The 21,845-nt window shown below is 62.2% G+C and carries 20 protein-coding genes; 8 read left to right on the top strand and 12 right to left on the bottom strand.

The window, feature by feature from the left end:
• Positions 1 to 9: 9 nt before the first annotated feature.
• On the bottom strand, positions 10 to 1,269 hold the full coding sequence (locus NL154_RS09290) for an ABC transporter substrate-binding protein (RefSeq protein WP_434733937.1): 1,260 nt from the start codon (positions 1,267 to 1,269) through the stop codon (positions 10 to 12).
• 66 nt (positions 1,270 to 1,335) lie between these two features.
• Positions 1,336 to 3,855 (bottom strand): hypothetical protein, encoded by a 2,520-nt coding sequence (locus tag NL154_RS09285; RefSeq protein WP_434733936.1) that lies wholly within the window; start codon positions 3,853 to 3,855, stop codon positions 1,336 to 1,338.
• 180 nt (positions 3,856 to 4,035) lie between these two features.
• Here NL154_RS09285 and NL154_RS09280 point away from each other — a divergent pair, with 180 nt between their 5' ends.
• Positions 4,036 to 5,100, top strand: coding sequence for a LacI family DNA-binding transcriptional regulator (locus tag NL154_RS09280; RefSeq protein ID WP_434733935.1), 1,065 nt, complete (start codon positions 4,036 to 4,038; stop codon positions 5,098 to 5,100).
• Between the two features lie 13 nt (positions 5,101 to 5,113).
• Positions 5,114 to 5,644: an NADPH-dependent FMN reductase gene (locus NL154_RS09275; protein WP_210631407.1), complete on the top strand. Its 531-nt coding sequence runs from the start codon at positions 5,114 to 5,116 to the stop codon at positions 5,642 to 5,644.
• Positions 5,645 to 5,666: 22 nt separating this feature from the next.
• Here NL154_RS09275 and NL154_RS09270 read toward each other — a convergent pair whose 3' ends face one another.
• Genes NL154_RS09270 through NL154_RS09250 form a run of 5 tightly spaced genes read right to left on the bottom strand, consistent with a single transcriptional unit; the run spans position 5,667 to position 10,782 of the window.
• On the bottom strand, positions 5,667 to 6,410 hold the full coding sequence (locus tag NL154_RS09270; RefSeq protein ID WP_221164359.1) for an ABC transporter ATP-binding protein: 744 nt from the start codon (positions 6,408 to 6,410) through the stop codon (positions 5,667 to 5,669).
• Positions 6,407 to 7,252 carry an ABC transporter ATP-binding protein gene (locus tag NL154_RS09265; protein WP_210631409.1) on the bottom strand — a complete coding sequence of 282 codons (846 nt, stop codon included), beginning with the start codon at positions 7,250 to 7,252 and terminating at the stop codon, positions 6,407 to 6,409. Before NL154_RS09265 ends, NL154_RS09270 begins: the two co-directional genes overlap by 4 nt.
• Positions 7,239 to 8,141: an ABC transporter permease gene (locus NL154_RS09260; protein ID WP_434733934.1), complete on the bottom strand. Its 903-nt coding sequence runs from the start codon at positions 8,139 to 8,141 to the stop codon at positions 7,239 to 7,241. The genes NL154_RS09265 and NL154_RS09260 overlap by 14 nt, the downstream gene beginning before the upstream one ends.
• On the bottom strand, positions 8,138 to 9,166 hold the full coding sequence (locus NL154_RS09255; RefSeq protein ID WP_210631411.1) for an ABC transporter permease: 1,029 nt from the start codon (positions 9,164 to 9,166) through the stop codon (positions 8,138 to 8,140). The genes NL154_RS09260 and NL154_RS09255 overlap by 4 nt, the downstream gene beginning before the upstream one ends.
• A gap of 20 nt (positions 9,167 to 9,186) precedes the next feature.
• Positions 9,187 to 10,782 (bottom strand): ABC transporter substrate-binding protein, encoded by a 1,596-nt coding sequence (locus tag NL154_RS09250; protein ID WP_210631412.1) that lies wholly within the window; start codon positions 10,780 to 10,782, stop codon positions 9,187 to 9,189.
• A 132-nt stretch (positions 10,783 to 10,914) separates the two neighbouring features.
• On the opposite strand from NL154_RS09250, the gene NL154_RS09245 reads away from it, so the two are divergent.
• From NL154_RS09245 to kdgD, 3 genes are all read left to right on the top strand, one after another.
• Complete coding sequence (locus NL154_RS09245; protein ID WP_210631413.1) at positions 10,915 to 11,625, top strand: FadR/GntR family transcriptional regulator; 711 nt, start codon at positions 10,915 to 10,917, stop codon at positions 11,623 to 11,625.
• A 64-nt stretch (positions 11,626 to 11,689) separates the two neighbouring features.
• Entirely contained in the window at positions 11,690 to 12,664 is a 975-nt protein-coding gene (locus NL154_RS09240; RefSeq protein ID WP_210631414.1) for a mannonate dehydratase, read from the top strand.
• A gap of 32 nt (positions 12,665 to 12,696) precedes the next feature.
• Positions 12,697 to 13,623, top strand: a complete 927-nt coding sequence (kdgD, locus tag NL154_RS09235; protein WP_434733933.1) for a 5-dehydro-4-deoxyglucarate dehydratase — start codon at positions 12,697 to 12,699, stop codon at positions 13,621 to 13,623.
• Between the two features lie 114 nt (positions 13,624 to 13,737).
• On the opposite strand, the gene NL154_RS09230 is transcribed toward kdgD, so the two are convergent.
• The 4 genes from NL154_RS09230 to NL154_RS09215 form a co-directional block, all read right to left on the bottom strand.
• Positions 13,738 to 14,811: an ABC transporter ATP-binding protein gene (locus tag NL154_RS09230; RefSeq protein WP_434733932.1), complete on the bottom strand. Its 1,074-nt coding sequence runs from the start codon at positions 14,809 to 14,811 to the stop codon at positions 13,738 to 13,740.
• Positions 14,812 to 14,833: 22 nt separating this feature from the next.
• Positions 14,834 to 15,682, bottom strand: coding sequence for a carbohydrate ABC transporter permease (locus tag NL154_RS09225; RefSeq protein ID WP_210631417.1), 849 nt, complete (start codon positions 15,680 to 15,682; stop codon positions 14,834 to 14,836).
• Positions 15,675 to 16,613 (bottom strand): carbohydrate ABC transporter permease, encoded by a 939-nt coding sequence (locus NL154_RS09220; RefSeq protein ID WP_221146582.1) that lies wholly within the window; start codon positions 16,611 to 16,613, stop codon positions 15,675 to 15,677. The genes NL154_RS09225 and NL154_RS09220 overlap by 8 nt, the downstream gene beginning before the upstream one ends.
• 81 nt (positions 16,614 to 16,694) lie before the next feature.
• Positions 16,695 to 17,999, bottom strand: coding sequence for an ABC transporter substrate-binding protein (locus tag NL154_RS09215; RefSeq protein WP_434733931.1), 1,305 nt, complete (start codon positions 17,997 to 17,999; stop codon positions 16,695 to 16,697).
• 199 nt (positions 18,000 to 18,198) lie between these two features.
• Here NL154_RS09215 and NL154_RS09210 point away from each other — a divergent pair, with 199 nt between their 5' ends.
• The 3 genes from NL154_RS09210 to NL154_RS09200 are packed head-to-tail and all read left to right on the top strand — an operon-like array spanning position 18,199 to position 21,192.
• Positions 18,199 to 19,398 carry an ROK family transcriptional regulator gene (locus NL154_RS09210; protein WP_210631420.1) on the top strand — a complete coding sequence of 400 codons (1,200 nt, stop codon included), beginning with the start codon at positions 18,199 to 18,201 and terminating at the stop codon, positions 19,396 to 19,398.
• A 34-nt stretch (positions 19,399 to 19,432) separates the two neighbouring features.
• Positions 19,433 to 20,533 (top strand): Gfo/Idh/MocA family protein, encoded by a 1,101-nt coding sequence (locus tag NL154_RS09205; RefSeq protein ID WP_221146580.1) that lies wholly within the window; start codon positions 19,433 to 19,435, stop codon positions 20,531 to 20,533.
• A 17-nt stretch (positions 20,534 to 20,550) separates the two neighbouring features.
• Positions 20,551 to 21,192, top strand: a complete 642-nt coding sequence (locus NL154_RS09200; RefSeq protein WP_011425318.1) for a ThuA domain-containing protein — start codon at positions 20,551 to 20,553, stop codon at positions 21,190 to 21,192.
• A gap of 106 nt (positions 21,193 to 21,298) precedes the next feature.
• Here the strand turns inward: NL154_RS09200 and NL154_RS09195 are convergent, their stop codons facing one another.
• Positions 21,299 to 21,778 (bottom strand): DUF2938 domain-containing protein, encoded by a 480-nt coding sequence (locus NL154_RS09195; protein WP_221122869.1) that lies wholly within the window; start codon positions 21,776 to 21,778, stop codon positions 21,299 to 21,301.
• Positions 21,779 to 21,845: the final 67 nt, after the last annotated feature.

The following is a 21,845-nucleotide window of genomic DNA, read 5'->3' as shown; positions in this document are numbered from 1 at the left end:
GTTCGTCCGTCAGTTGCCGCCGACCTTGGCCTTGATGTCCTCGTCGATGCGGGCGTAGGCGTCGTCGAGCTTCATCTCGCCGGCGATCACCTGGCTGATGCGCGCAACGATGGCGCTGTAATAGGCGTCAGACCACTTCCAGCCCGGCAATTTCATCGCAGCAGGGGCCGTCTGGCCGGCCGATTCAACGAAAGCTTTCAGCGCCGCCTTCACATGCGGATTATCGGTCTTGAAGTCCACCTGGCCGGCGGCCACGCCCTTGTGCGCCGGAATGAACAGGCTGCGCTCGGCAAATTCCTTCTGCACGTCGGCGCTTGCCAGGTAGTCCATCACCTTGGCGACGTCCTTCGGGTTCTTGGTGTATTTTACGGCGACGAGACCGGCGCCGCCCTGCATGCCGCTGCAGGCCACCGTGCCGCAGGGGCTTCCGGCCATGATCCAGTCGAAACTGTCGCCGATCTTCTGCGCGAAGCCCGAAAGCTGCCAGCTGCCGGAATAATAATAGGCGAGACCGCCATTGATGAAGTCCTCGGCCGCAGCGCGATAGGTGCTTCCGGCAGCACTGACCCAGACGTCCTTGTTGACGGTGCCGTCCTCGTTCCATTTGACGAAGCGGCTGAGGAATTCCTTGGCGCCCTGATCGATGGGCGCCGGCTTGCCGTCGGCGGCGATATAGTTGGCGCCATAGGAGATATTCGGGCCTGAGACGCGGTGGCCGGAACGGTCGATCGCCATGGCGAAGACCTTCTGGCTGTCGGCGACCTTTTTGGCCGCCGCCGCCCAGTCGTCCCAGGTGGCTTTCGGGCCGGGAATTTCGACGCCGGCCTGCTCGAACAGCGTCTTGTTGACGAAGCCGCCCGTGAGCGTCAGCTGGGTCATGAAGCCGGTGATGGCGTTCGAGCCGTCAGGACGCATCCAATCGGCCTGAGCGCCGAAATTCTCGTCCCAATATTTCGCATCTGCGAGGAGCGGGCGGAGATCGAGCCAGTGCTGCGCTTGCGCCTTCAGATTGGTGACCCGGGCGATGTCAGGCCCCTTCCCGGCTTCCAGCTGCACCGGCAGCTGTTCCTTGACGACGTCATAGGAAACCTCGTCGAGGATGACGTTGACATCGGGATTGGCCTTGGAGAAGCGCGACAGCAGGTCCTTGATCACCTCGCCTTCGCCGCCATCCGAATACCACATGATGCGCACGTCGCCGGCATGGGCGGCGACGGAACTCAAGAGAACCGCAGCAAAGGCCGCGCCGATCGATTTCATTCTGGTCATAGTCTCCTCCTCTTGACCGATGAACTTCTGCATCCAGGCAGGTCCTCCACCTGTCCGGACATGTCATTAAGAGGCAGCGCTCCGCTGCTGCCTGCCCGCTATTTCAAGATGTACCGCGTCTCCCCGCACCGACCAGTCCGACGGCTTGAGAATACGGCCTTCGGCGCGCACGGTACCGTCCTCTTCGAAGACGACCTGACCATAATCCGGGTCCTCGATGATCAAGGCGCCCTCATTGCCGCGGCGGGCGGCAAGCGTGGCGAAACGTGCCCGCATGCCGTCGAGGCCGTCTTCGCGCCCGAGATCGGAGAGGCGGACGATCCAGCGGCCGTTGGGGCCGGCCAGGCGCAGCTCGATATCCGTCGTCGGACCATGCTTCACCGGTTCGAGCACACCATTGCCGATCAGCATCGCCAGACCATTGCCGGCGCGCGCGAGCGCCAGCTTGCCGTCGACAAAAGTCTCGTCGAAGGCTTCGAGCGGGAACCAGGCATGGGTGAAATCCGGCTGGCCTTCGTGAATGTCGAAATCGAGAATGGCGAGGTCACGATATTGATGCACGCGCGGCAGCGTTCCGCAGCCGCCCCAGAAGCTCGGCCGGCCGTAGCCAAACTGGATGGTTTCGCCGGGATGGTTGATCCAGATCTGCGCTTCCGGCCGCTCGCCCAAACGCAAATGCAGAACCGTCTCCTGATAACCCCAGGCGCCGGGGCGGTAGTGGGCGATGGTGCCGATCGCGGTGTCGCGTGTCTTATAATGGTAGAGGGCGGCAAAACGGTTCTCGCCCTGAGAAAAGGTCCATTCCTGCGCGTCGTCGGAGTGGTGCGCGGCGATTTCAGCAAGCGCTTCCGGGAAACGGAGGCCATGATCGCGGATGCAGACGGCAAGCTGCGGCAGCGCGTGGACGCGACGGCCGTACCAGCCGCGCCCCCAGAGCAGCCGAGCAATGGCCGACAGCTCGACCGAGCGCCCCGGCCGCAGTGTATGTTCATAAGAGCGGCCCTGGCTGCCGGTCAGCATGCCATGATGGGCCGAGCGGGCGACGATCTCCATCAGCCGGACGATGCTGGCATTGGCGCGAGCACGGATCGTCTCATCCGGCGCGCAGGCGGCAAGCGCCGTCAGCCCCTTGAGGTCGATCGGGAAATAGGGAACGGAATTCCACTCAGCCATCTCCCAGCGCTCGAAATGATCGAGCCAGGCGCGAACCCGCTCGTCGCCGACCTTCATCTGCTCGGCGCCGGTACGGCCGGAACGGACGAAGACGGCATCAGGGAACAGCCTGCCGCCGAGATAGGCGGCGGTGTGGAAGAGCAGCGCGTGGTTTTCCGAAAAATACCACTGAACGTCGTTGCCCGGCTCGTCCATCCAATAGCGGTAATTGAGAACGGCGTGCTCGATCCGCTGCTGCAGCCCTTCCGACAAGAGGTCGCTCCAGCGGGTATAGGCAAACAGCAGCGGCACCAGCACGAAGTCCGCGCAATCGTGACAATCCTCGATCACCGGCAACATCGCCGATATCATCGCCTCGGTCTCTTCGCCGCCCTGCCCCAAGGCCAGCCGCGCGAAGGCGCAGACCGTATCGGGCTCGGAATGGGCGGCGACCTCGGCAAGCGCCTCGGCGACGCGATCGTCTAGCGCGGCGGGCGCCTGCCCCTGGCGCTGGACGTGACAGATTTCGACGCCGAGCGTGCGGCCGAGCGATAGGCCGCCCGTTTTAAACGTGATCCGGAAATGGCGGAAATCAGCGGGCATATCAGCCGAGGGGCCGAGTTCCAGCTGGGTCGCGCCTTTTTCCAGCGCGAAATCATAGTCGAAGCGCTCGACCGACATGAAGTCGCCTTCGATCTCGACATGACAGCTCAACGCCACCGGCAGCGGCGCGGGAAACAGGATCGTCACGTCCTCGCCGAGATAGGCGGCGCGGTCGAAGCGCATGCCTTCGAGGATTGCCTCCAGCCCGTCCGCGTCACCGGCGGCGATGGGAACAGGCACCGATGTTTCGACCTCCGGTCCATCGAGATAATCCAGCTGGAAATAGAAGCGGGCGTCGCGCTCGGCGAGATCGTCGAAATAGATGCGGATCTCGTTGAGCCCCGCCGTCAACTCCACTTCGAAGGTCTGCTGGGCTTCCAGATTGCGCACGTAAGGCGCCATGAAGCCCCGCTCGGCCCCATTGACGAAGAGGACGGCGCCGCCGCAGGTCGACAGGCGCAGCGTGGCTGGTCCCGCCGACTGCGCATCGAGGAAGGTGCGCGCCCAGCAGCCGATGCGCGTCGGGCGAAACCAGAAGCCGGAGAGATCGACGCGCGGCGATGAAAAGGGAAGCCACCAGCGGACGGCCTCGAATTCGGTCGCCGGCTGCGGTCTTCGGCCGGAAAAGGATGCCTTGAATTCGGTGCGGCAGGGATATTCATGCGGAATGAAATTCTTCGTCTTGGTGACGAAGAAAAACGGATCCATGCTCCCTTCCATCGGCCGGTCGGCGACATCGTAGCGTGCCTGCGCGAGGGGGCCGAGTTGCCAGTAGACGATCGGGCTCTGTTTCCCGATCTTGCGGCGGAGATAGGATTCTTCGGCGGCCATGCTTCAGCCCGCTTGAGCTTTAACACGCCGAGCAAAACGCCGACGCGTGGACTTGCCGTCAAACCGCATCTTCAAAGCCTCCCTGCTCTGCGCCTGTCGCTGACACGTCAATTGTGCATAGCCATTCCGTTTGCGCAATCTGAAAGATTTTTGCATACTTCGTGCGAGCGAGGAGATGAGATGGCCGCGGAGCAGAAAAAGGGCAGGCGCACACGCCTGGACGACATCGCCGCCCGGTGCGGCGTGTCGATCAGCACGGTGTCGCGCGCGCTCGCCGGCGAAAAGGGCGTCAGGCCCGAGATCCGCAAGCTGGTGCTGGAAACGGCGAGCGCTGTCAGCTACGCGCTGCCGGCAAGTGTCGCCGGCAAGAAGGTCATGCTCGTCGCCTCCGGCGCGGCGATGATCGATTATGTCCGCAACCAGTTCACCCTCCACGTGCTCGAAGGACTGAACGCTCGCGCGTCCGCCCTCGGCATCGAAATGGCAATGCGCCCGGTCGCCGACAAGGCTGATGAAACCCGCGTCATCGCCGAGATGCGCAATGATGCAAGTTTCGGCGGCATGCTGATCCTGACAGTCGACGAGGAGGACATGCTGACGGCGGCCGCCAATCTCGGAAAGCCCGTCGTGCTCGTCAACAGCGACGACCCTTACATGCGGCTTTCGAGCGTGACGCCCTGCAACCGATCGGCCGCGTTCATTGCCGCCGAGCGGTTGATCGAGGCCGGCCATCAACGCATCCTGTTCATGCTGCGGCCGGGACGGCGGACCATCGAGCGGCGCCTGGAGGGCTGGCGCGACGCGCTGCAGCATCATGGACTGAAGGCCGATGCCGACCTGGTGCTCGAGGTCGAGGACTGGTTGCCGGAACTCGGCGCCGAGGCGATCACCCGTCTCGTCGGCGACAAGGGCCTTTGCTTCACCGCCGTTCTGACGGCGGGCGACAGTCTCGCCAACGGCGCCGTGCGCGGGCTGCAGGCGATGGGTTATGCCGTGCCGCAGGATGTCTCCGTCATGGGCATAGACGACCTGCCGCAATCGGCCTTTCTCAATCCGCCATTGTCGACGGTGCACATCCCGATGCGCGAACTCGGCGCCACCGCGCTCGACCTCTTGCGCGACATGATGCTTGGCCTCGCCTTGCCGTGCCGCCGTGTCGAGCTTGCCTGCCATGTCGTCGAAAGAAGCAGCGTCGCAGCCGTCCACCATCCGGCTGCCGCGGATCACATCAAGCCAATCGCGTGAGGTTATGCCGGTCATGAAATTCCTGGCAATATCCGGAAGCGCCCGCAGAGCCTCGACCAATACGGCCGTGCTATATGCCCTCCAGTCGGCTGCCGGGCCGGCGCATACGCTCTCGGTCTATGATCGTGTTGGCGAGCTCCCGGTCTTCTCGCCCGATCTCGAACTTCCCGAGCCTCCTTCCGAAGTGGCGGCTCTTGCAAAGGCGATCACGGATGCGGATGGACTGATCCTGGCGAGCCCCGAATATATCAGGTCAATCCCCGGCGGGCTGAAGAACGCCATCGACTGGCTCGTCTCCCGTAACGAAGTGATCGGCAAACCGATCGTGCTTGCGCACGCGTCGCATCGCGGCGACGACATGCTGCAGCAGCTTCGCACCGTTCTCGCCACGCTGAGCGAGCGCTTCAACGAGCATCTCTTCCTTCGCTTCCATCTGATGAAGCTTTCCCCGGAAGAAATTGCCGAGCATCTTTCCGCGCCTCGGCATCAGCAGGAGATGCGCCGTTTCCTCGAGGCTTTCGCCCGCTATTGCAGCCCAGCGTGAGTCTCGGCTGCGCAACGACCCGTCAAGCCTCCAAGAAGCTCGCCTCGAACAGCTCCTGCGCATAGGCATCATGCGTCGTGCCGGCCTGCAGGTCCGCCTTTGTGAGTTCGTCGACGAAGCCGCCGTTTTTCATGATCAGCACCCGGTCGCACATATGGGCGATGACCGCGAGGTCGTGACTGACGAGCAGATAGGTCAGTCCCTTCTCCTCGCGCTGGTCGGCAAGCAGGTTGAGGATTTCGGCTTGGATCGAGACGTCGAGCGCCGATGTCGGCTCATCGAGCAGCAGGATCGGCGGCGACAGGACCAGCGCCCGGGCGATCGCCACGCGCTGCCGCTGGCCGCCGGAAAGTTCGTGCGGGAAACGGTTGGCGAAGCTTGCCGGCAGGCCCACCTGGATCAAAGCCCTTTCGACCTTCGACCAGATGTCGGAATGGCGCATGGCGCGCAGCGGTTCGGCAAGCGCAGTGCCGATGCGATGGCGCGGATGCAGGGAGCCGTAAGGATCCTGAAACACCATCTGGGCTGAGGTCAGTTCCTCGCGGGAGCGCTTCTTGCCGATCGGCTTGCCGCGAAGCTCGATCTGACCGGTCCAACCGGCCTCCATGCCGGCGAGGCAGCGCAGCACCGTCGATTTGCCGCAGCCGGATTCGCCGACGATGCCGAGCGTCTCGCCCTGATTGACTTGAAAACTGATGCCCCTGACGACATGGTTGCTTGATTTGCCCGAGGTGAAGACAACATCGAGGTCACGGACTTTGATCATTGCGCCGCCTCCGGATCGAATTTGGCCCGGTCGAGAACGGCAAGCCGGCGAACCGGATTTTTCGGATCGGGCAGCGCTGCTATCAGCCCGCGCGTATAGGGATGACGGGCCTCTGCAAGGCTGGTCAGCGTTTCGACGATACGTCCGGCATACATGACGATGATACGCTCGCAGAAGGCCGCGACCATGCGGATGTCGTGGCTGATAAGGAGCAGGCCAGAATTGTTTTCGCGCACCAGCTCATCGAGCAGCAGCAGCACGTCCTTTCGCACGCTGACATCGAGAGCCGAGGTCGGCTCGTCGGCGATGACGAGCTTCGGCCGCGCCAGCAGCATCATGGCGATCATCACGCGCTGGCCCATGCCGCCAGAGATCTGGTGGGGATAAAGCGCCATGACCCGCTCGGGATCGGTGATGCGCACCCGCTCGAGCATGGCGCGAGCCGCATCCTGCGCTGGCTTGCCGCGCAGGCCGAGATGAAGGCGGGCGGCCTCGGCGATCTGCTTGCCGATCGACAGCACCGGATTCAAGGAATAGCGCGGATCCTGCATGATCAGCGCGATGTCCTTGCCGCGCAGCGCGCCCATCTGGCGCTCGCTCTTTGCCAAAAGCGGAGTGCCGGCGAGATCCAGGCACTCGGCAGAAACGATCGCCGCCGGCGGCAAAAGACGCATGATCGCCCGCCCCGTTGTCGATTTGCCAGAACCGGATTCTCCGACGATTCCGACCCGTTCGCGGCCGACATCGAAACTGACATTGGAGACGGCGGGCACAGCACCTCGACCGAACCGGACATTCAGCGACTTGACGGAAAGAACCGGCTGGAGATCACGATCTTGCATGGCGGGGGTCCAGAATGTCGCGCAGAGCATCTCCGGCGATGTTGAAGGCAAGGCTCGTCAGCAGGATGGCGATACCGGGCATGACGGCGACCCACCAATAATCGAGCATGAATTTGCGGCCGTTGGAAATCATCGCGCCCCATTCCGGTGCCGGCGGCTGGGCGCCGAGGCCGAGGAAGCCGAGCGAGGCCGCCGTCAGGATGATGCCCGCCATGTTGAGCGTCAGGCGCACGATGACCGACGGAATACACATCGGCGCGATATAGAGAAGCAGGATGCGGAGGGGCGAAGCGCCGTAAAGGCGGGCGGCGACCACGTAGTCGGCATTTCTGACGACAAGCGCCTCGGCGCGGGCAAGCCTTGCAATCGGCGGCCATGCGGTGAGCGAGATGGCGATGATGGCCATGCCCAGGCCGGCGCCCAGGGCGGCAGCAAAGGCAAGCGCGAGAATCAGCGATGGAAAGGACAACACGATATCGGTGGCGCGCATCAGGAAAGCATCGGTATTGCCGCCGAAGAAGCCGGCGACGACGCCGATCAGCAGCCCGATCGGGCCGACGATCAGGGAGACCGACAACACGGTCTGGATGGTGATGCGCGTGCCGAAGATCAGGCGACTCAAAATGTCCCGGCCAAATTCGTCCGTGCCGGCGAGATGGGCAACGCTCGGAGGCTGCAAAGCATCGCCAAGCGACTGAATAGTGGGATCGTAGGGGGCCAGAAGCGGCGCGAAAATCGCAACTACGCAAAGGAGCCCGAGAATGACGAAGCCGGCAAGGCCGAGCGGCTCGTCGGCCAGCTTGCGGCCGGCGCGCCCGAACGAGGCGGCAACGCGGCTTGGCATGCTCGGCGGACGGATGCGGATCGCGCTGTGGACGGCGTCACTCATCGGGCTGCCTCCCGCATGCGCGGATCGAGCAAGGCGTAGGCAACATCGGCCAGGAAGTTCAGGAACATGAAGATGAATCCCACGATGATGGTGGCTGCGACGATTGCGTTCATGTCGCCGATCATCAGCGCGTTCGTCATATATTGGCCGATCCCCGGCCAGGAGAAAACGATCTCGGTGACGACTGCGCCTTCGAGCAGCCCGCCATAGGAAATGGCAAGGATGGTGATGAGCTGCACCGCGATATTCGGCAGGACATGGCGCAGGATCGTGCCGATCGGGCTGACACCCTTGGCGCGGGCGGCGATGACATAATCCTGGCTCAACTGTTCCAAGGTGAAGCTGCGGGTCATACGGGTGATGTAGGCCATCGCGGCATAGGCGAGGATGATGGCCGGAAGGATGATATGGCCGAGCGCATTCCAGAAGATTTCCGTCTCGCCCTGCAGGAGGCTGTCGACCAACAGCAGCCCGGTCTGCGGGGTGACGAGGCCTTCGTAAAACACATCGACCCTGCCCGGCCCGCCGACCCAGTTCAGGCCGGCGTAGAAAATCACGAGCCCGACGATGCCGAACCAGAAAACCGGGATCGAGTGACCGACGAGGGCGACGACACGGGCCACCTTGTCGATCAGGCTGTCGCGAAACAGCGCCGCGACCAGGCCGAGGGGGACGCCGACGAAGGTCGAGATGATCACCGCCAGCGTCGCCAGTTCGAACGTCGCCGGAAAGGCCTGAGCGAGGTCCGAAGAGACGGGATTGCCGGTGAGCACAGCCGTGCCGAAATCACCATGCGCCAACCCGTTCAGATAGAGGAAGAACTGCTGATAGATCGGCAGATCGAGCCCCAGACGCGTCCGCATCGCCGCATAGGCGGCGGGATCGGCGAGTTCGCCGACGATCGCGCCGACGGGATCCGTGGGCAGGACGCGGCCGATCACGAAGGTCACACATAGGAGGATGAACAGGCTGACGAGCAGATGCGCCAGGCGTCGGCCAAATTCGGCTACAGAGAGTTCCTTCATGATCGGCTGCCTCGGGAGTATTACTGGGTTTCAGACTTCGTGACGCCCTCAAGCCGCGTCAGCTGGGTCGGATGGCCTACATATCCCTGCACCTTGCTCGACAGGACGATCGGCTCGAAGCGTTCGAACATCGGCAGCACCGCCGGCTTCTGTTCGACGAACATCTTCTGCATCTCGACATAGAGCTCGCCGCGCTTCTTGGCGTCCGGCTCCATCGACGCCTTGGCCGTCAGAGCCGTCAGCTCCGGGATGTCCCAGGCCGAGCGCCAGACGAAGTTGCCGGCGTTGTTGGCTTCCTTCGAATTGTCGGGATTGGAGGAGAACTGCTCCATCGAGCCGAGCACGTTCGGCATGTAGGCGCTGGTCTGCGGGATCAGCAGATCGAAATCCCTGGCGCGGTGGGCGGCAATGATTTCCGAGCCGTTGCCCTGCTGGATGTCGATCTTGATGCCGACCTGGGCAAGCGACGCCTGGATAGCCGTGGCAAGATCGATGCGCGGCGTCTGCGCGATCGTCTTCAGCGTCAGCGAGAAGCCGTCCTTGAACCCTGCTTCGGCCAACAGCTGCTTGGACTTTTCGACATCGAGATGCCAGTCGGGGTTCGGGATCGCAGACTCAAAATTCTCCGGAACCGGAACGTTTCTCGCCCGCCCGTAGGGCCCCATGATGGTCTTTTCAATGCCCTTATAATCGATGCCGTAGGCAATGGCCTCGCGAACCTTCGGGTTGGACAGGTACTGGTTGCCGGCATTCATCGACAGCACGTAGAAGCCGCCCGTGGGAATGCGCTGGATGGTAAAGCCCTGCTTGTCCTTGAAGGTGGCGAGATCGGCTGCGGTCATGGCGCTGGCGATATCGATGTCGCCGCGTTCGAGCATCAGCCGCTCGACCTGGCTTTCAGGCACATGGCGGACGATGACGCGCTTCATCTTCGGAGCGCCGGTGACATAATCCTTGTTGGCGTCGAGAATCACGAGTTCGTTCGGCGACCACCGGTTCAGGGTGAACGGGCCGGAGCCGGCCGAATGCGTGCGCATCCAGGCATTGCCGTAATCATTGTCAGCGACATGTTTCTCGACTTCGACGCTGTCAACGACGCTGGTGGTCGAGGTCGTCAGCCGGTAAAGCAGCATTTCGGCGGTCACCTGGCCGGAAAAATCAATGCGCACCGTCTTATCGTCGACTGCCGTGACGAGCTTGTCGACATTGGTCTTGTCGTAGCCGACGCGCTTGAGGTTGGCGGCGGCAGCCTGGTCGAGCTTCAGGAGCCGTGCCAGCGAATAGACGACGTCCTTCGCCGTCACCGGATTGCCGGAGGCGAAGTTGGCCTGGCGCAGCGTGAAGGTGATGCCCTTGTCATCGACCTTCCAGCTTTCGGCCAGCTGCGGCACGATCTTGCCATCCGGCGTGCTGTTGACCAGCCGGTCGTAGAGATTCGACATGATCTCGACCGCCTTGCCCTCGGTCGCCTGATGCGGATCGAGCGACAGGACCTGCGCCAGCGATGTCCCGAGCACAAGCTGGTCCTTTGGGGTGGCGGCGTACGAGAGCGGCGCAGCGATCGTCAGCGCGCCGATGACGGCGCCGACGAACAGGCCTTTCGAAAAATGCTTCATTGTAACTCCTCCCTGGATTACTATAAGAGACATATTATGTCGTCCGTATGTCGTATTATGATTTATCGAAGTCCGATTTGATTTGCAAGCCCCGTGCGGAAGACGTGAGGCACAGAAACTGAGGAAACGAGAATGACGACACTTGGCCGTGGTCGGCAAAGACTGGCGCAGCAGGTCATCGATCAACTGCGAGCACAAATCGAGACGGGGAAATTGCGCGTTGGCGACCAGCTGCCGACCGAGCCGCAGCTCGAATCGACCTTCGGCGTCAGCCGCACCGTGGTGCGCGAGGCGATTGCGGATTTGAGGGCTGCAGGTTTCGTTAGGCCGATCCAAGGCAAAGGCGTGTTCGTTGCGGATCCGAAGGTTCATTCGGTCATGTCGCTGACGCCGGTGGAAATCAAAAGCATCCCGGAAACCTTGGAATTGCTGGAGTTTCGCATGGCCACCGAGGGTGAAGCGGCAGCGATTGCCGCCTATCGCCGCACGGCCGAGCAGGAAGCGGCGATCCGGGAGGCCAACCGCCGAATGGCGCAACTGATCGAAAGCGGACAGCAGACCGTCGAGGCGGATTATGCCTTTCACATGGCGATCGCCGCCGCCACCAACAACCGGTTCTATGTCGATGTTCTCCGTCATTTCGGCCCGCGCGCCATCCCCCGTGGGCAGTTTCCGACGCTGCCGGACGCCAATGACCGCGAGTATCTGCAGAAGGTCTATGCCGAGCATGTGGACATCCTGTCGGCGATCGCCGATCAGGATCCCGACCGTGCCCGCCAGGCGATGCGCGCGCATCTGATGGCGAGCCAACGCCGTTATCGGATGCTCGCCGAACAGCAATAGGGCTCGACACCCTCAGGAATTCATATTATGTCATATGACATTGTTGAATCTGGAGAGGTCTCTGATGTATCTTGGAACACAGGTGGCGGCGCGCGACGATGACGATTATCGGATCTTCGCGCAATTGGGAGTGAAGCATATCAGCGCCGATCCGCCGGGAGCGCCGAGCAGCTGGACGCTTGCCGATATCGAGCGTCATCGCGACAAGGTCGAAAGCTTCGGCCTGATCCTCGACATGATCCAGCTGCCCCTGCCCTCGCAGCCGATCGAGAAGGCTTCCTATCCCGACATCCTGCTTGCCGGGCCTGAGCGTGACCGGCAGATCGATGCGGTTTGCCAGATGATCGAGGATGTCGCGGCGGCCGGCATTCCGGCCGTCAAATATAATCTCAACCTGATCGGCATTCCCCGCACGCCCGACGAACCGGGACGCGGCGGCTCGATGAATGCGAGCTTCCGCTGGGAGAAGACCGATCAGCAGGCAGCCCCCGGTCTTGCCGGCGTGCTCTCCGAGGATGAAAACTGGGAACGGATCGATTACTTCCTCGAGCGCGTCGTGCCAGTCGCCGAAAGCAATCGCGTCAGGCTCGCCTGCCATCCGCACGACCCTTATACGCCGCCCGGCTATCGCGGCGTCACGCGCGTGCTCGGCACGGTGGAAGGGCTGAAGAAATTCGTGCAGATGCGCGAAAACCCCTATCACGGCCTCAATTTCTGCCAGGGCTCGGTCGGCGAGATGCTCGAAAATCCGCGCGAAGAGATCGACGACATCATTCGCTGGTTCGGCGAGCGCAACAAGATCTTCAACGTCCACTTCCGCAATATTCGCGGCGGCAAGCTCTCCTTCATGGAGACCTTCCCGGACGAGGGCGACATGGACATGGTCCGCTCGGCCAGGATCTACAAGGAGGTCGGATACAAGTACATGCTGATGCCCGACCATGTGCCGACCGTCAGCGGCAAGGACCCGTCCGCCACCGCATTTGCCTTTTGTTACGGCTACATCGCGGCACTTCTGCAAGTGCTCGAGAGCGCCTGACACGATTTTCAACACCTAAGGAACAGGACTTGATGATGAACCCGATTGAATTGAAGAAGGCCGTCGGCAGTGGCCTGCTCTCGTTTCCGGTCACGCATTTCGACGATCAGCTTAAATTCGACGAGGCGAAGTACCGCCGCCATGTCGAATGGCTTGCCGGTTACGACGCCGCGGCTCTGTTTGCCGCCGGCGGCACCGGTGAATTCTTCTCTCTCAATCCGAGCGAGATCCCTGAGGTCGTCAAAGCCGCCAAGGCCTCGGCTGGCAAGACGCCGATCATTTCGGGAACCGGCTACGGCACGTCGCTCGCCATCGAGATCGCACAGGCGGCCGAGAGGGCCGGCGCGGACGGATTGCTTCTTCTGCCGCCATATCTGATGTTTGCCGAACAGGCCGGACTGATCGCCCATGTCAAGGCGGTCTGCCAATCGGTCGGCATCGGCGTCATCATCTATAATCGCGACAATGCCGTGCTGACCGCCGACAGCATCGCCCGCCTGGCCGCCGAATGCCCGAACCTGATCGGTTTCAAGGATGGCGTCGGCGACGTCGACAAGGTGATCGAGATCACCACCCTGCTCGGCGACCGCCTCGTTTATGTCGGCGGCATGCCGACCCATGAAGTCTACGCCCAGGCCTATTTCGCCGCCGGCGTGACGACCTATTCATCGGCCGTCTTCAACTTCGTCCCGGCGCTCGCCCAGCGCTTTTACGGCGCCTTGCGCACCGGCGACCAGGCGACCGTCGACGAAATCCTGAAGGGCTTCTTCTTCCCCTTCGTCGCCCTGCGCAATCGCAAAAAGGGCTATGCCGTCTCGATCATCAAGGCCGGCCTTCGGGTACTCGGCCAGAATCCGGGGCCGGTGCGTCCGCCTTTGACGGATCTCACGCAGGAAGAGCTGGCGCTGCTGGAGGAGATCATCCAGGCCAACGGCGTGGAACGGATCGCGGCGGAATAATAGGTTAATGATTGAGGGCGTGCCTGGACCGCATGGCACGTCCCCTCGCGCCGTTCACGGGGAGAGATCTAGGATAAAAGGCTGTTCTCGGCGATCTCCTGGGCCGAGGATTCGCTACAGCGCCACACCAGTCCTGCGGTCGAAAATGTGCACCTGGTCGCTGGCGATGCTGGCCTCGAAGACGGCGCCGTAGCGGGCGGGATATTCGCCGTCGACGATCGCGGTCACCTGTTGTCCGGCAAGGTCGAAGACCACGTGGGTCTGGGCGCCTGTCGGTTCCACCAGCATGGTTCGGCCGGCAAGCGGCGTGCCGCCCGACAGGCCGGGAACCAGATGTTCGGGGCGCAGGCCGATAGTCACGGCCTGGCCGGCCTTGACCTTGCGGTCGGGCGCGATGCGGATCGCCGTGCCGTCTTCGAGGCGGGCAGCGGGCTCGCCATTTTCGCCGTCTGCCGTGCCCTCCAGCATGTTCATCGCCGGCGATCCGATGAAGGCGGCGACGAAGAGATTGGCCGGCTTCCGGTAGAGTTCGAGCGGTGTTCCCTGCTGCTCCACCTTGCCGTGATTGAGCACGACGATGCGGTCGGCGAGTGTCATCGCCTCGATCTGGTCGTGGGTGACGTAGATCGACGTCGTCTTGACCTTCTGGTGCAGCGTCTTGATCTCCGAACGCATCTGCACGCGCAGTTTCGCATCGAGGTTTGACAAGGGCTCGTCGAACAGGAAGACGGCCGGGTTGCGGACGATGGCGCGGCCCATGGCGACGCGCTGGCGCTGTCCGCCGGAAAGCTGGGCGGGCTTGCGGTCGAGCAGCTTGGCGAGATCGAGCATGCGGGCGGCTTCAGCGACACGAGCCTCGATCTCGGGTTTGGCAACGCCGGCGAGCTTCAGATTGAAACCCATGTTTTCGGCCACCGTCATGTGCGGATAAAGCGCATAGGACTGGAAGACCATGGCGATGTTGCGCTCGCGCGGTGTCATCGCATTGACGACATTGCCGCCGATGGCGATCTCGCCGTCGGTGATCTCCTCGAGGCCGGCGATCATCCGCAGCAGTGTCGATTTTCCGCAGCCGGACGGGCCGACCAGGGCGACGAATTCACCATCCTCGATATGAAGCGAGATGCCGTGGATGACGTCGACGGCGCCATAGGCCTTGCGAATATTGTTCAGCTCAACGGATGCCATGATGCAGCTCCAATGGTTCGGCTCAGGACTTCACGGCACCGGCGGTCAATCCGGCGATGATGTGTCTCTGGGCGACGAAGAAGACGATGATTGTGGGAAGGATGGTGAGGGTGATGAAGGCGAGCACCAGCTGCCATTCCGTCCCGAATTCGCCGCGATAGACCATGATGCCGAGCGGCCAGGGATATTTGGATTCCGAGTTCAGCATGATCAGCGGCAGGATGTAGCTGTTCCAGCTGCCGACGAAGGAGATGATGCTGACGGTGGCGACGATCGGGCGGGAGAGCGGCAGCGAGATATGCCAGAAGAATCTCATATAACCGCAGCCGTCGACGAAAGCCGCCTGGAACAACTCTTCCGGAAGATTGCGGAAATAGTTTCTGAACAGAAGGATGCTCATGCCGAGGCCGAAGGCGACCTGCGGCAGAACCACGCCCCAATAGGTGTTCAACAGGCCGAGATCGCGGATGCGGATGAACAGCGGCAGGATCGCGGTGGCGGCCGGAAACATCAGCCCGAGCAGGAAATAATTGAGCAGGAAGGACGAGCCGAAGAAGCGGACATGGGCAAAGGCGAAGGCCGCCATCGACGAGACGATCAGCGTCAAGAGCACGGTCAGCGCCGCGATGACAAGCGAATTGCCGATCTGCAGCCAATAGCGCTCGCCGAAGAGGATGTCGGTATAGTTCGCCCATTGCCACTCCGTCGGCAGGCCGAAGGGATTGGTGCGGAGATCCCCCAGGGTCTTGAAGCCGCCGAGCGCCGTCGTCAGCAGCGGCACCAGCACGATCGCCGCGATCAGGCTCAGCGACACATAGAGATAGATGCGGGTGGATGTCCTCATGCGGATGGAAGAACTCGTATCAGTCATGGCGCATGAAGATCCTTTTGTAACCGAAGGCGAGTGTCACGCAGATGATGAAGAGCACCACGCCGACGGCGCTTCCCAAGCCGACCTGCATGCGCATGACGCCGTAGGTATAGAGGAAGGTGACCATCGTCTGCGTCGAGTTCGACGGGCCGCCGCCGGTCAGCGGCATGATCATGTCGAAGAGCTGCAGGGAGCCGACGACCGCGAAGAAGATGGACAGGCGCAGGGTCGATCCGAGCAGCGGCAGCGTGACGTAACGAAATTTCTGCCAGCCGGTGGCGCCGTCGATCTCGGCCGCCTCCAGCACGCTCTTGTCGACCGATTGCAGGCCGGCGATGAACAGCATCATGTGGAAGCCGAAATACTTCCAGACGATAACGCCGAGGATGGCATAGATCGCCACGTCCTTGTCGGCGAGCACGTAAGGATTGGCGAAACCGAAGAAGTTGGAAACGGCGGCAAACAGACCGTAGTCGCCATCATAGACAAAGCGCCAGATGAGGCCTGCGGCAACATCCGCCAGCACATAGGGCAGGAAGAAGATCAGGCGGTAAGCGACGACACCGGGAATGCGGTGCGCCAGCATGGTGGCCAGCCAGATGGCGAGCGGCACCTGGATGCAGATCGAAATGACGATGATCAGGCCGTTATTGACCAGCGCCTGGGTAAACGCCGCGTTGCGGAACAGGACCTGGAAATTGCGGAGCGCGATGAACTCCGTCGGCGCGCCGTAACCGTTCCACTTATAGAGGCTGTACCAGGCCGCCTCGCCCATCGGCATGATGACGAAGAGCGTGAAGAGCAGCAACGCCGGTGGCAGAAAGAGCAGCAGCACGGTCAGGCGGTCATGGGCGACCGAGCTCTTCCGGTTTGCGGCTCGTCTTGCCGGCCTTGCGGCGCTCGGTGTCGATAGGACTGAGATATTGGCCATGGTTCCTGCTTTCGCATCTCGTCGGCAGCGATGCCGGCGCTCCCGATTGGCAGGAGCGCCGGAAGGTTCTGCGGGCGCTGGCTATTGTTCCAGTTCGAAAGCGTCCTGGATCATCTGGGCGCCGTCCTTCGAATTCATCTGTCCGGAGACGATTTCCACCGAGACGTCGTTGACGACACGGCCGACGGCCGCACCGAGATCCTGATCGAAGAAGTTCTGATGCCAGGTCGAACCGGCAAGCTGTCTGGCCGATTCGGCCAGCAGCGGATTGACGACCCCGTCATCGGCGCCGACGGCGACGGGCAGCAGCATGCCTGATCTGGCCATGGCGCGCTCGTTGTCGGCGTTCGTCAGGAAAGCAAGGAAATCGATCGCTTCCTTCGAGGCCTTCTTCGTAAGCGCCCAGCCGTTCAGGCCGCCGAGCGTATCCGTCGGCTTGCCGGCGCCGCCTTCAACCGTCGGGAAGACGAAACGGCCGATATTGTCGGATGAAAGCCCCTTGCCGTCGCCGGCATTCTTGCGCTGGTTGGCCTCGGTCGCTTCAAAGCCGAGAATCATTGCCGCCTTGCCGTCGCCGAAAACGCCGAGCGTCTGCGGCCAGGTCGCGCCGAGATAGCCGGGCTGGAACGGTTCGAGCTTGCCGAGCTCGGCGAGATCTTCGCCGGCCTTGATGACGGCCGGATCGAGGAAGCCTTCGCCCTCGCCCTTCTTGGCCGCTTCAAAGACCTTCTGGCCGCCCTCGCGCATGACAAGATAGCTCCAGTAGAAGTGGATCGGCCATTTCTCGCCGCCGCCGCCGGCGATCGGCACGATACCGGCCGCCTTGATCTTCTTCACCGCCTCAAGAAAATCGGTCCAGGTCTTGATGTCTTCGGCCTTGACGCCTGCCTTGGCAAACAGCGCCTTGTTATAGAAGAAGCTCACCAGGCCGACTTTGTACGGGATTGCCCAGGTCTTGCCGTCGAAGGTCAGGCCGTCGACCGAGGCCGGCGTATAGGCCTTGCGCAGCTTGCCGCCATCGGCGTCGAGGGCTGTCGTCACATCCTGGAGCGCGCCGGTCTCGGACTGCTGCTTCAGGACGCCACCGCCCCAGCTGAAAAAGAAATCCGGCACATCGTCGGACTGCAGCAGCGTGGGAAGCTTGGCCTTGAGGGCCTCGTTTTCGAGAAACTGCATCTGGATGTCGACGTCGGGATGCTCGGCCTCGTATTTCTTGACGATGTCTTCCCAGGCCGCGACGTTCTTCGGATCTGTTTCGAGATGCAGCCACTTGACCACCGTCGTCGCCGAGGCGGCCCCGGCTCCGGCCAGCAACATGCCGGCTGCCACGGCCATGGATACGATGCGCCTGCCGCCGAAAGCGGCGTTCTTCAGCATGAAATTCATGATTTTCCTCCCAGGGGACCTATCCTCACAATTTTTCCCCTATGCGGATTAATTCAGCGGACCTTGCGCCGGATGTCAACCCGATGCGTTAATTTTTGCCGAAATCGCTTGACAGCTCCTCGTAATTGCCTGCTATTTATTTCGTAACCCGTTATAAATATTGGCTTCCGCCCAACCAAACGACTGCCGGCACGTTTTCATGAAGACTGCAGATCCAGAATTGATGCGCGCGATCAATCGCTTGAACGTGCTCGACACCATCAGGCGCCATGGTCCGATCTCGCGCATCGAAATCAGCGAGCGGACGGAGCTGTCGACGACAACCGTCTCGGCCATCACCGCCTCGCTGCTCGATGACGGGCTGATCCTGCCGCGGCATGAAGGCGATATCCGCAACGAGGCGGTGCGTGGCAGACCGCGCGTGGCGCTGGAGCTCAATCCCGATGCCGCCCGCGTCGTCGGCGGCAAGATCGCCGCCAGCCGCATGGTCTTCGTCGTCACCAATTTTCGCGGCGACGTGCTGTCGAAGCTGGCTTTGCCGATCCGCATCGACCGGCAGCCGATCGGCGTCATCGCCGATCTCGTCGAGGACGGCGTCCGGCGTTGCGTCGTCGATGCCGGCCTGTCGCTCGAAGATGTCGACAGCATCTGCCTCGGCTTTCCGGGCGTTATCGAGCACCGCACCGGCTACATCAGAAGCAGCCCGATCTTTCGCGACACCAATGTCGATTTCGCCGCCGAGATGTCGACGCGGCTATCGACGCCGACCATCGTCGAAAGCGACGCCCACGCCATCACGCTCGGCCATCACTGGTTCGGGAAAGCCCGCGATCTCGAGGACATGGTGCTGATTTCGCTGGAACAGACGCTCGGTCTCGGCGTCTTGCACGGTAACCGCCTGTTTCGCGGCGCCGGCGGCCTCAGCCACAATCTTGGCGACCTTGTGCTCGGCATGGGACCGAACGGCGTGGTGCGGCTCTTCAGCCAGGCCGGCGAAAGCGCCATCCTCGGTGAACATCAGACCGACGGCCGTTTTGCCGAAGCCATCCGCCTCGGGCGCGGCATGACCCACGCCCAGGCGCTGATCAAGGCCGACGACGACCGGCTGATCGCCTCTGCCATCCGCGCCGGCGAAGCTGTCGGATTGACCATCGCCAACATCGTTACGCTGTTTGCGCCGCCGCGCGTCATCCTCGTCGGCTCGAGCCTGGCGCTCGGCGAACCCTTCTTGAACAGCCTGCGCGACGCCTATGCGCTCGCCATTCCGCCGTCGCTGAAGGGGGTAAGCGAACTCGTCTTCGATGATTCGAGCGATGATTTCTGGGCTCAGGGCGCTGCCGCAGTAGCGCTCTACGAGCTCTACGAATCGCCCTGGAGCACGACCGGGCCGGCCCTTTGACGGCCGAGACAAGCAAGATCAAATGGAGGAATTCATGGACAAAGTCGGTATCGGCATCATTGGATGCGGCAATATTTCGGGCGCCTATCTTACAGCGATGGCCTCCTTTCCCATCCTCGATATCCGCGGCGTCGCTGATCTCAACCGGGAGCTCGCAGAGGCCAAGGCGCGCGAATTCAACGTTCCCGTCAAATCAGTCGAAGAGCTCTTCGCCGATCCCAAGATCGAAATCATCGTCAATCTGACGATCCCGAAAGCCCATGTCGCCGTCGCGCTCCAGGCGCTCGATGCGGGCAAACACACGTACTCCGAAAAACCGCTCGGGATTAATTTCGCGGAAGGGAAAAAACTGGCCGAGGCGGCGCGCGGGCGAAATCTGCGCATCGGCGCGGCGCCCGACACCTTCCTCGGCGGAGGCCACCAGACGGCCCGCGCCCTGATCGACCAAGGCGTCATCGGCCAGCCGGTCGGCGGCTCGGCCACCTTCATGTGCCCGGGCCATGAGCGCTGGCATCCGAATCCGGCCTTCTATTACGAAGTCGGCGGCGGGCCGATGCTCGATATGGGCCCCTATTACATCACCGATCTCGTCAATCTGCTCGGGCCGGTTTCCCAGGTCGCCGGCTTTGCGACGACGCCGCGGGCCGAACGGCTCATCACCAGCGAGCCGCGCAATGGCGAGCGCATTCCCGTGCATGTGCCGACCCATGTCGCCGGCATGATGGCTTTTGCCAACGGCGCGGTCGTGCAGATCGCCATGAGCTTCGACGTCGCCGGCCACAAGCATGTGCCGCTCGAAGTCTACGGAACCGAGGGCACGCTTATCGTCCCCGACCCCAATAAGTTTGCGGGCCCTGTCGAATATCTGAAGAAGGGCGGCGCCTTCGAGGACCAGCCGGTCACCGCCCCCTATGCCGAGGGCAATTTCCGCTCGCTCGGCGTCGCCGATATGGCGCATGCGATCCGCTCGAACCGGCCGCACCGTGCCAATGGTGATCTGGCACTGCATGTGCTCGAAGTCATGGAAGCCTTCCATACAGCGTCCGAGACCGGCCGGAGGGTGACGATTACCACGGCGGTGGAGCGCCCTGCCCCCCTGTCCGATTCCATCGTCGACGGACGGCTGGCAAAATAATTTCAGGAGGAAAGAGAATGCGTGAAGCACTGATCGTCTGGGGTGGCTGGAGCGGGCACGAGCCGCAGGAATGCGCCGAAATCATCAAGACCATGCTCGAGGAAGACGGTTTCAAGGTCTATCTCGAACACGGGACCGAGGCGCTTGCCGACCCTTCGGTCCACGATCTCAGCCTCGTCGTGCCGATCATGACGATGTCGAAGATCGAAAAGGAGGAGGTCAAGAACCTCGCCGCCGCGATCGAAAGCGGCGTCGGCATCGCCGGTTATCACGGCGGCGCGGGCGACGCCTTCCGCGACTCCGTCGACTACCAGTTCATCATCGGCGGCCAGTGGGTCGCCCATCCCGGCAACATCATCGACTATACCGTCAACATCACCCGGCCCGACGATCCGCTGATGGAGGGGATTGCCGACTTCCCCTATACGTCGGAGCAATATTACATGCATGTCGATCCCTCGAACGAGGTGCTGGCGACGACCAGGTTCACCGGCGAACACGCTTACTGGATCGACGGCGTCGTCATGCCCGTCGTCTGGAAGCGCAAATACGGCAAGGGCCGCGTCTTCTATTCCTCACTCGGGCACCAGGCCAAGGAGTTCGACGTGCCGGAAATGAAGACCATCTTCCGCCGCGGCGCCAATTGGGCGGCGCGGTAGCTTAGCGATTTTCGGTTCACGGGTTCGGCTTGCCCCTCATCCGGCTGCCGCCACCTTCTTCCCGTCAAAACGGGGAGAGAGTTAGGGCAAGGGGCAAGCGTCAATCTCACCGCAAAATCAACGCCGTACCATAAAGTCCTAATGCAAACACCATATGCGCTAGCAGATTGAAACACCGGACTTTGTTCGGCTTCGGATGTTTCGAAGCAGCCCAGCCGAGGCCGAGGCCCGGCTGCAGCAGGAACCACCCTGCCCCGACGGTGACGATGCCGAAAATCCAGGCGGGAAGAAATGTCGGGGCTGCCAACCAGGCCGACCCCATGATGAACACGAAGATCAAACCATAGAGAATGCCGACAACGTAATGGCTGATCCAGCCGAGAGCGAGTTCATTTGCATACGGCTCGGCATCGGCGATGTTCTCGTGAAAGACCTTGCCGCGGCCGAGATGCCAGAACCAGCGGCCGACCGGCGCCCAGTTCGGCGGCGTCTGGCCGAAGACCTTCGTGAGCACAATTGCCCAGAGGTCCATGAGGATGGTTGCGCCGGCGCCAATCGCCAGGCCGCGCCACAGAATATCGAACATTGGGAATCACCGGAGAGCGTTGTCATAGAAGAAGCGCCAGAAAACCATTGCAGACGCGCTAGCGCAA

The organism is Rhizobium sp. YTUHZ044, assembly GCF_051123975.1.
Taxonomy (GTDB): domain Bacteria; phylum Pseudomonadota; class Alphaproteobacteria; order Rhizobiales; family Rhizobiaceae; genus Rhizobium.
Note: the sequence above shows the minus strand (reverse complement) of the source record. Positions and strands in the feature narration are given on the sequence as shown.

What these genes read in the sequence shown, in the direction of transcription:
- NL154_RS09290 (WP_434733937.1), bottom strand. Translation starts at nt 1,269, where the DNA reads ATGACCAGAATGAAATCGATCGGCGCGGCCTTTGCTGCGGTTCTCTTG.
- NL154_RS09285 (WP_434733936.1), bottom strand. Translation starts at nt 3,855, where the DNA reads ATGGCCGCCGAAGAATCCTATCTCCGCCGCAAGATCGGGAAACAGAGC.
- NL154_RS09280 (WP_434733935.1), top strand. Translation starts at nt 4,036, where the DNA reads ATGGCCGCGGAGCAGAAAAAGGGCAGGCGCACACGCCTGGACGACATC.
- NL154_RS09275 (WP_210631407.1), top strand. Translation starts at nt 5,114, where the DNA reads ATGAAATTCCTGGCAATATCCGGAAGCGCCCGCAGAGCCTCGACCAAT.
- NL154_RS09270 (WP_221164359.1), bottom strand. Translation starts at nt 6,410, where the DNA reads ATGATCAAAGTCCGTGACCTCGATGTTGTCTTCACCTCGGGCAAATCA.
- NL154_RS09265 (WP_210631409.1), bottom strand. Translation starts at nt 7,252, where the DNA reads ATGCAAGATCGTGATCTCCAGCCGGTTCTTTCCGTCAAGTCGCTGAAT.
- NL154_RS09260 (WP_434733934.1), bottom strand. Translation starts at nt 8,141, where the DNA reads ATGAGTGACGCCGTCCACAGCGCGATCCGCATCCGTCCGCCGAGCATG.
- NL154_RS09255 (WP_210631411.1), bottom strand. Translation starts at nt 9,166, where the DNA reads ATGAAGGAACTCTCTGTAGCCGAATTTGGCCGACGCCTGGCGCATCTG.
- NL154_RS09250 (WP_210631412.1), bottom strand. Translation starts at nt 10,782, where the DNA reads ATGAAGCATTTTTCGAAAGGCCTGTTCGTCGGCGCCGTCATCGGCGCG.
- NL154_RS09245 (WP_210631413.1), top strand. Translation starts at nt 10,915, where the DNA reads ATGACGACACTTGGCCGTGGTCGGCAAAGACTGGCGCAGCAGGTCATC.
- NL154_RS09240 (WP_210631414.1), top strand. Translation starts at nt 11,690, where the DNA reads ATGTATCTTGGAACACAGGTGGCGGCGCGCGACGATGACGATTATCGG.
- kdgD (WP_434733933.1), top strand. Translation starts at nt 12,697, where the DNA reads ATGATGAACCCGATTGAATTGAAGAAGGCCGTCGGCAGTGGCCTGCTC.
- NL154_RS09230 (WP_434733932.1), bottom strand. Translation starts at nt 14,811, where the DNA reads ATGGCATCCGTTGAGCTGAACAATATTCGCAAGGCCTATGGCGCCGTC.
- NL154_RS09225 (WP_210631417.1), bottom strand. Translation starts at nt 15,682, where the DNA reads ATGACTGATACGAGTTCTTCCATCCGCATGAGGACATCCACCCGCATC.
- NL154_RS09220 (WP_221146582.1), bottom strand. Translation starts at nt 16,613, where the DNA reads ATGGCCAATATCTCAGTCCTATCGACACCGAGCGCCGCAAGGCCGGCA.
- NL154_RS09215 (WP_434733931.1), bottom strand. Translation starts at nt 17,999, where the DNA reads ATGAATTTCATGCTGAAGAACGCCGCTTTCGGCGGCAGGCGCATCGTA.
- NL154_RS09210 (WP_210631420.1), top strand. Translation starts at nt 18,199, where the DNA reads ATGAAGACTGCAGATCCAGAATTGATGCGCGCGATCAATCGCTTGAAC.
- NL154_RS09205 (WP_221146580.1), top strand. Translation starts at nt 19,433, where the DNA reads ATGGACAAAGTCGGTATCGGCATCATTGGATGCGGCAATATTTCGGGC.
- NL154_RS09200 (WP_011425318.1), top strand. Translation starts at nt 20,551, where the DNA reads ATGCGTGAAGCACTGATCGTCTGGGGTGGCTGGAGCGGGCACGAGCCG.
- NL154_RS09195 (WP_221122869.1), bottom strand. Translation starts at nt 21,778, where the DNA reads ATGTTCGATATTCTGTGGCGCGGCCTGGCGATTGGCGCCGGCGCAACC.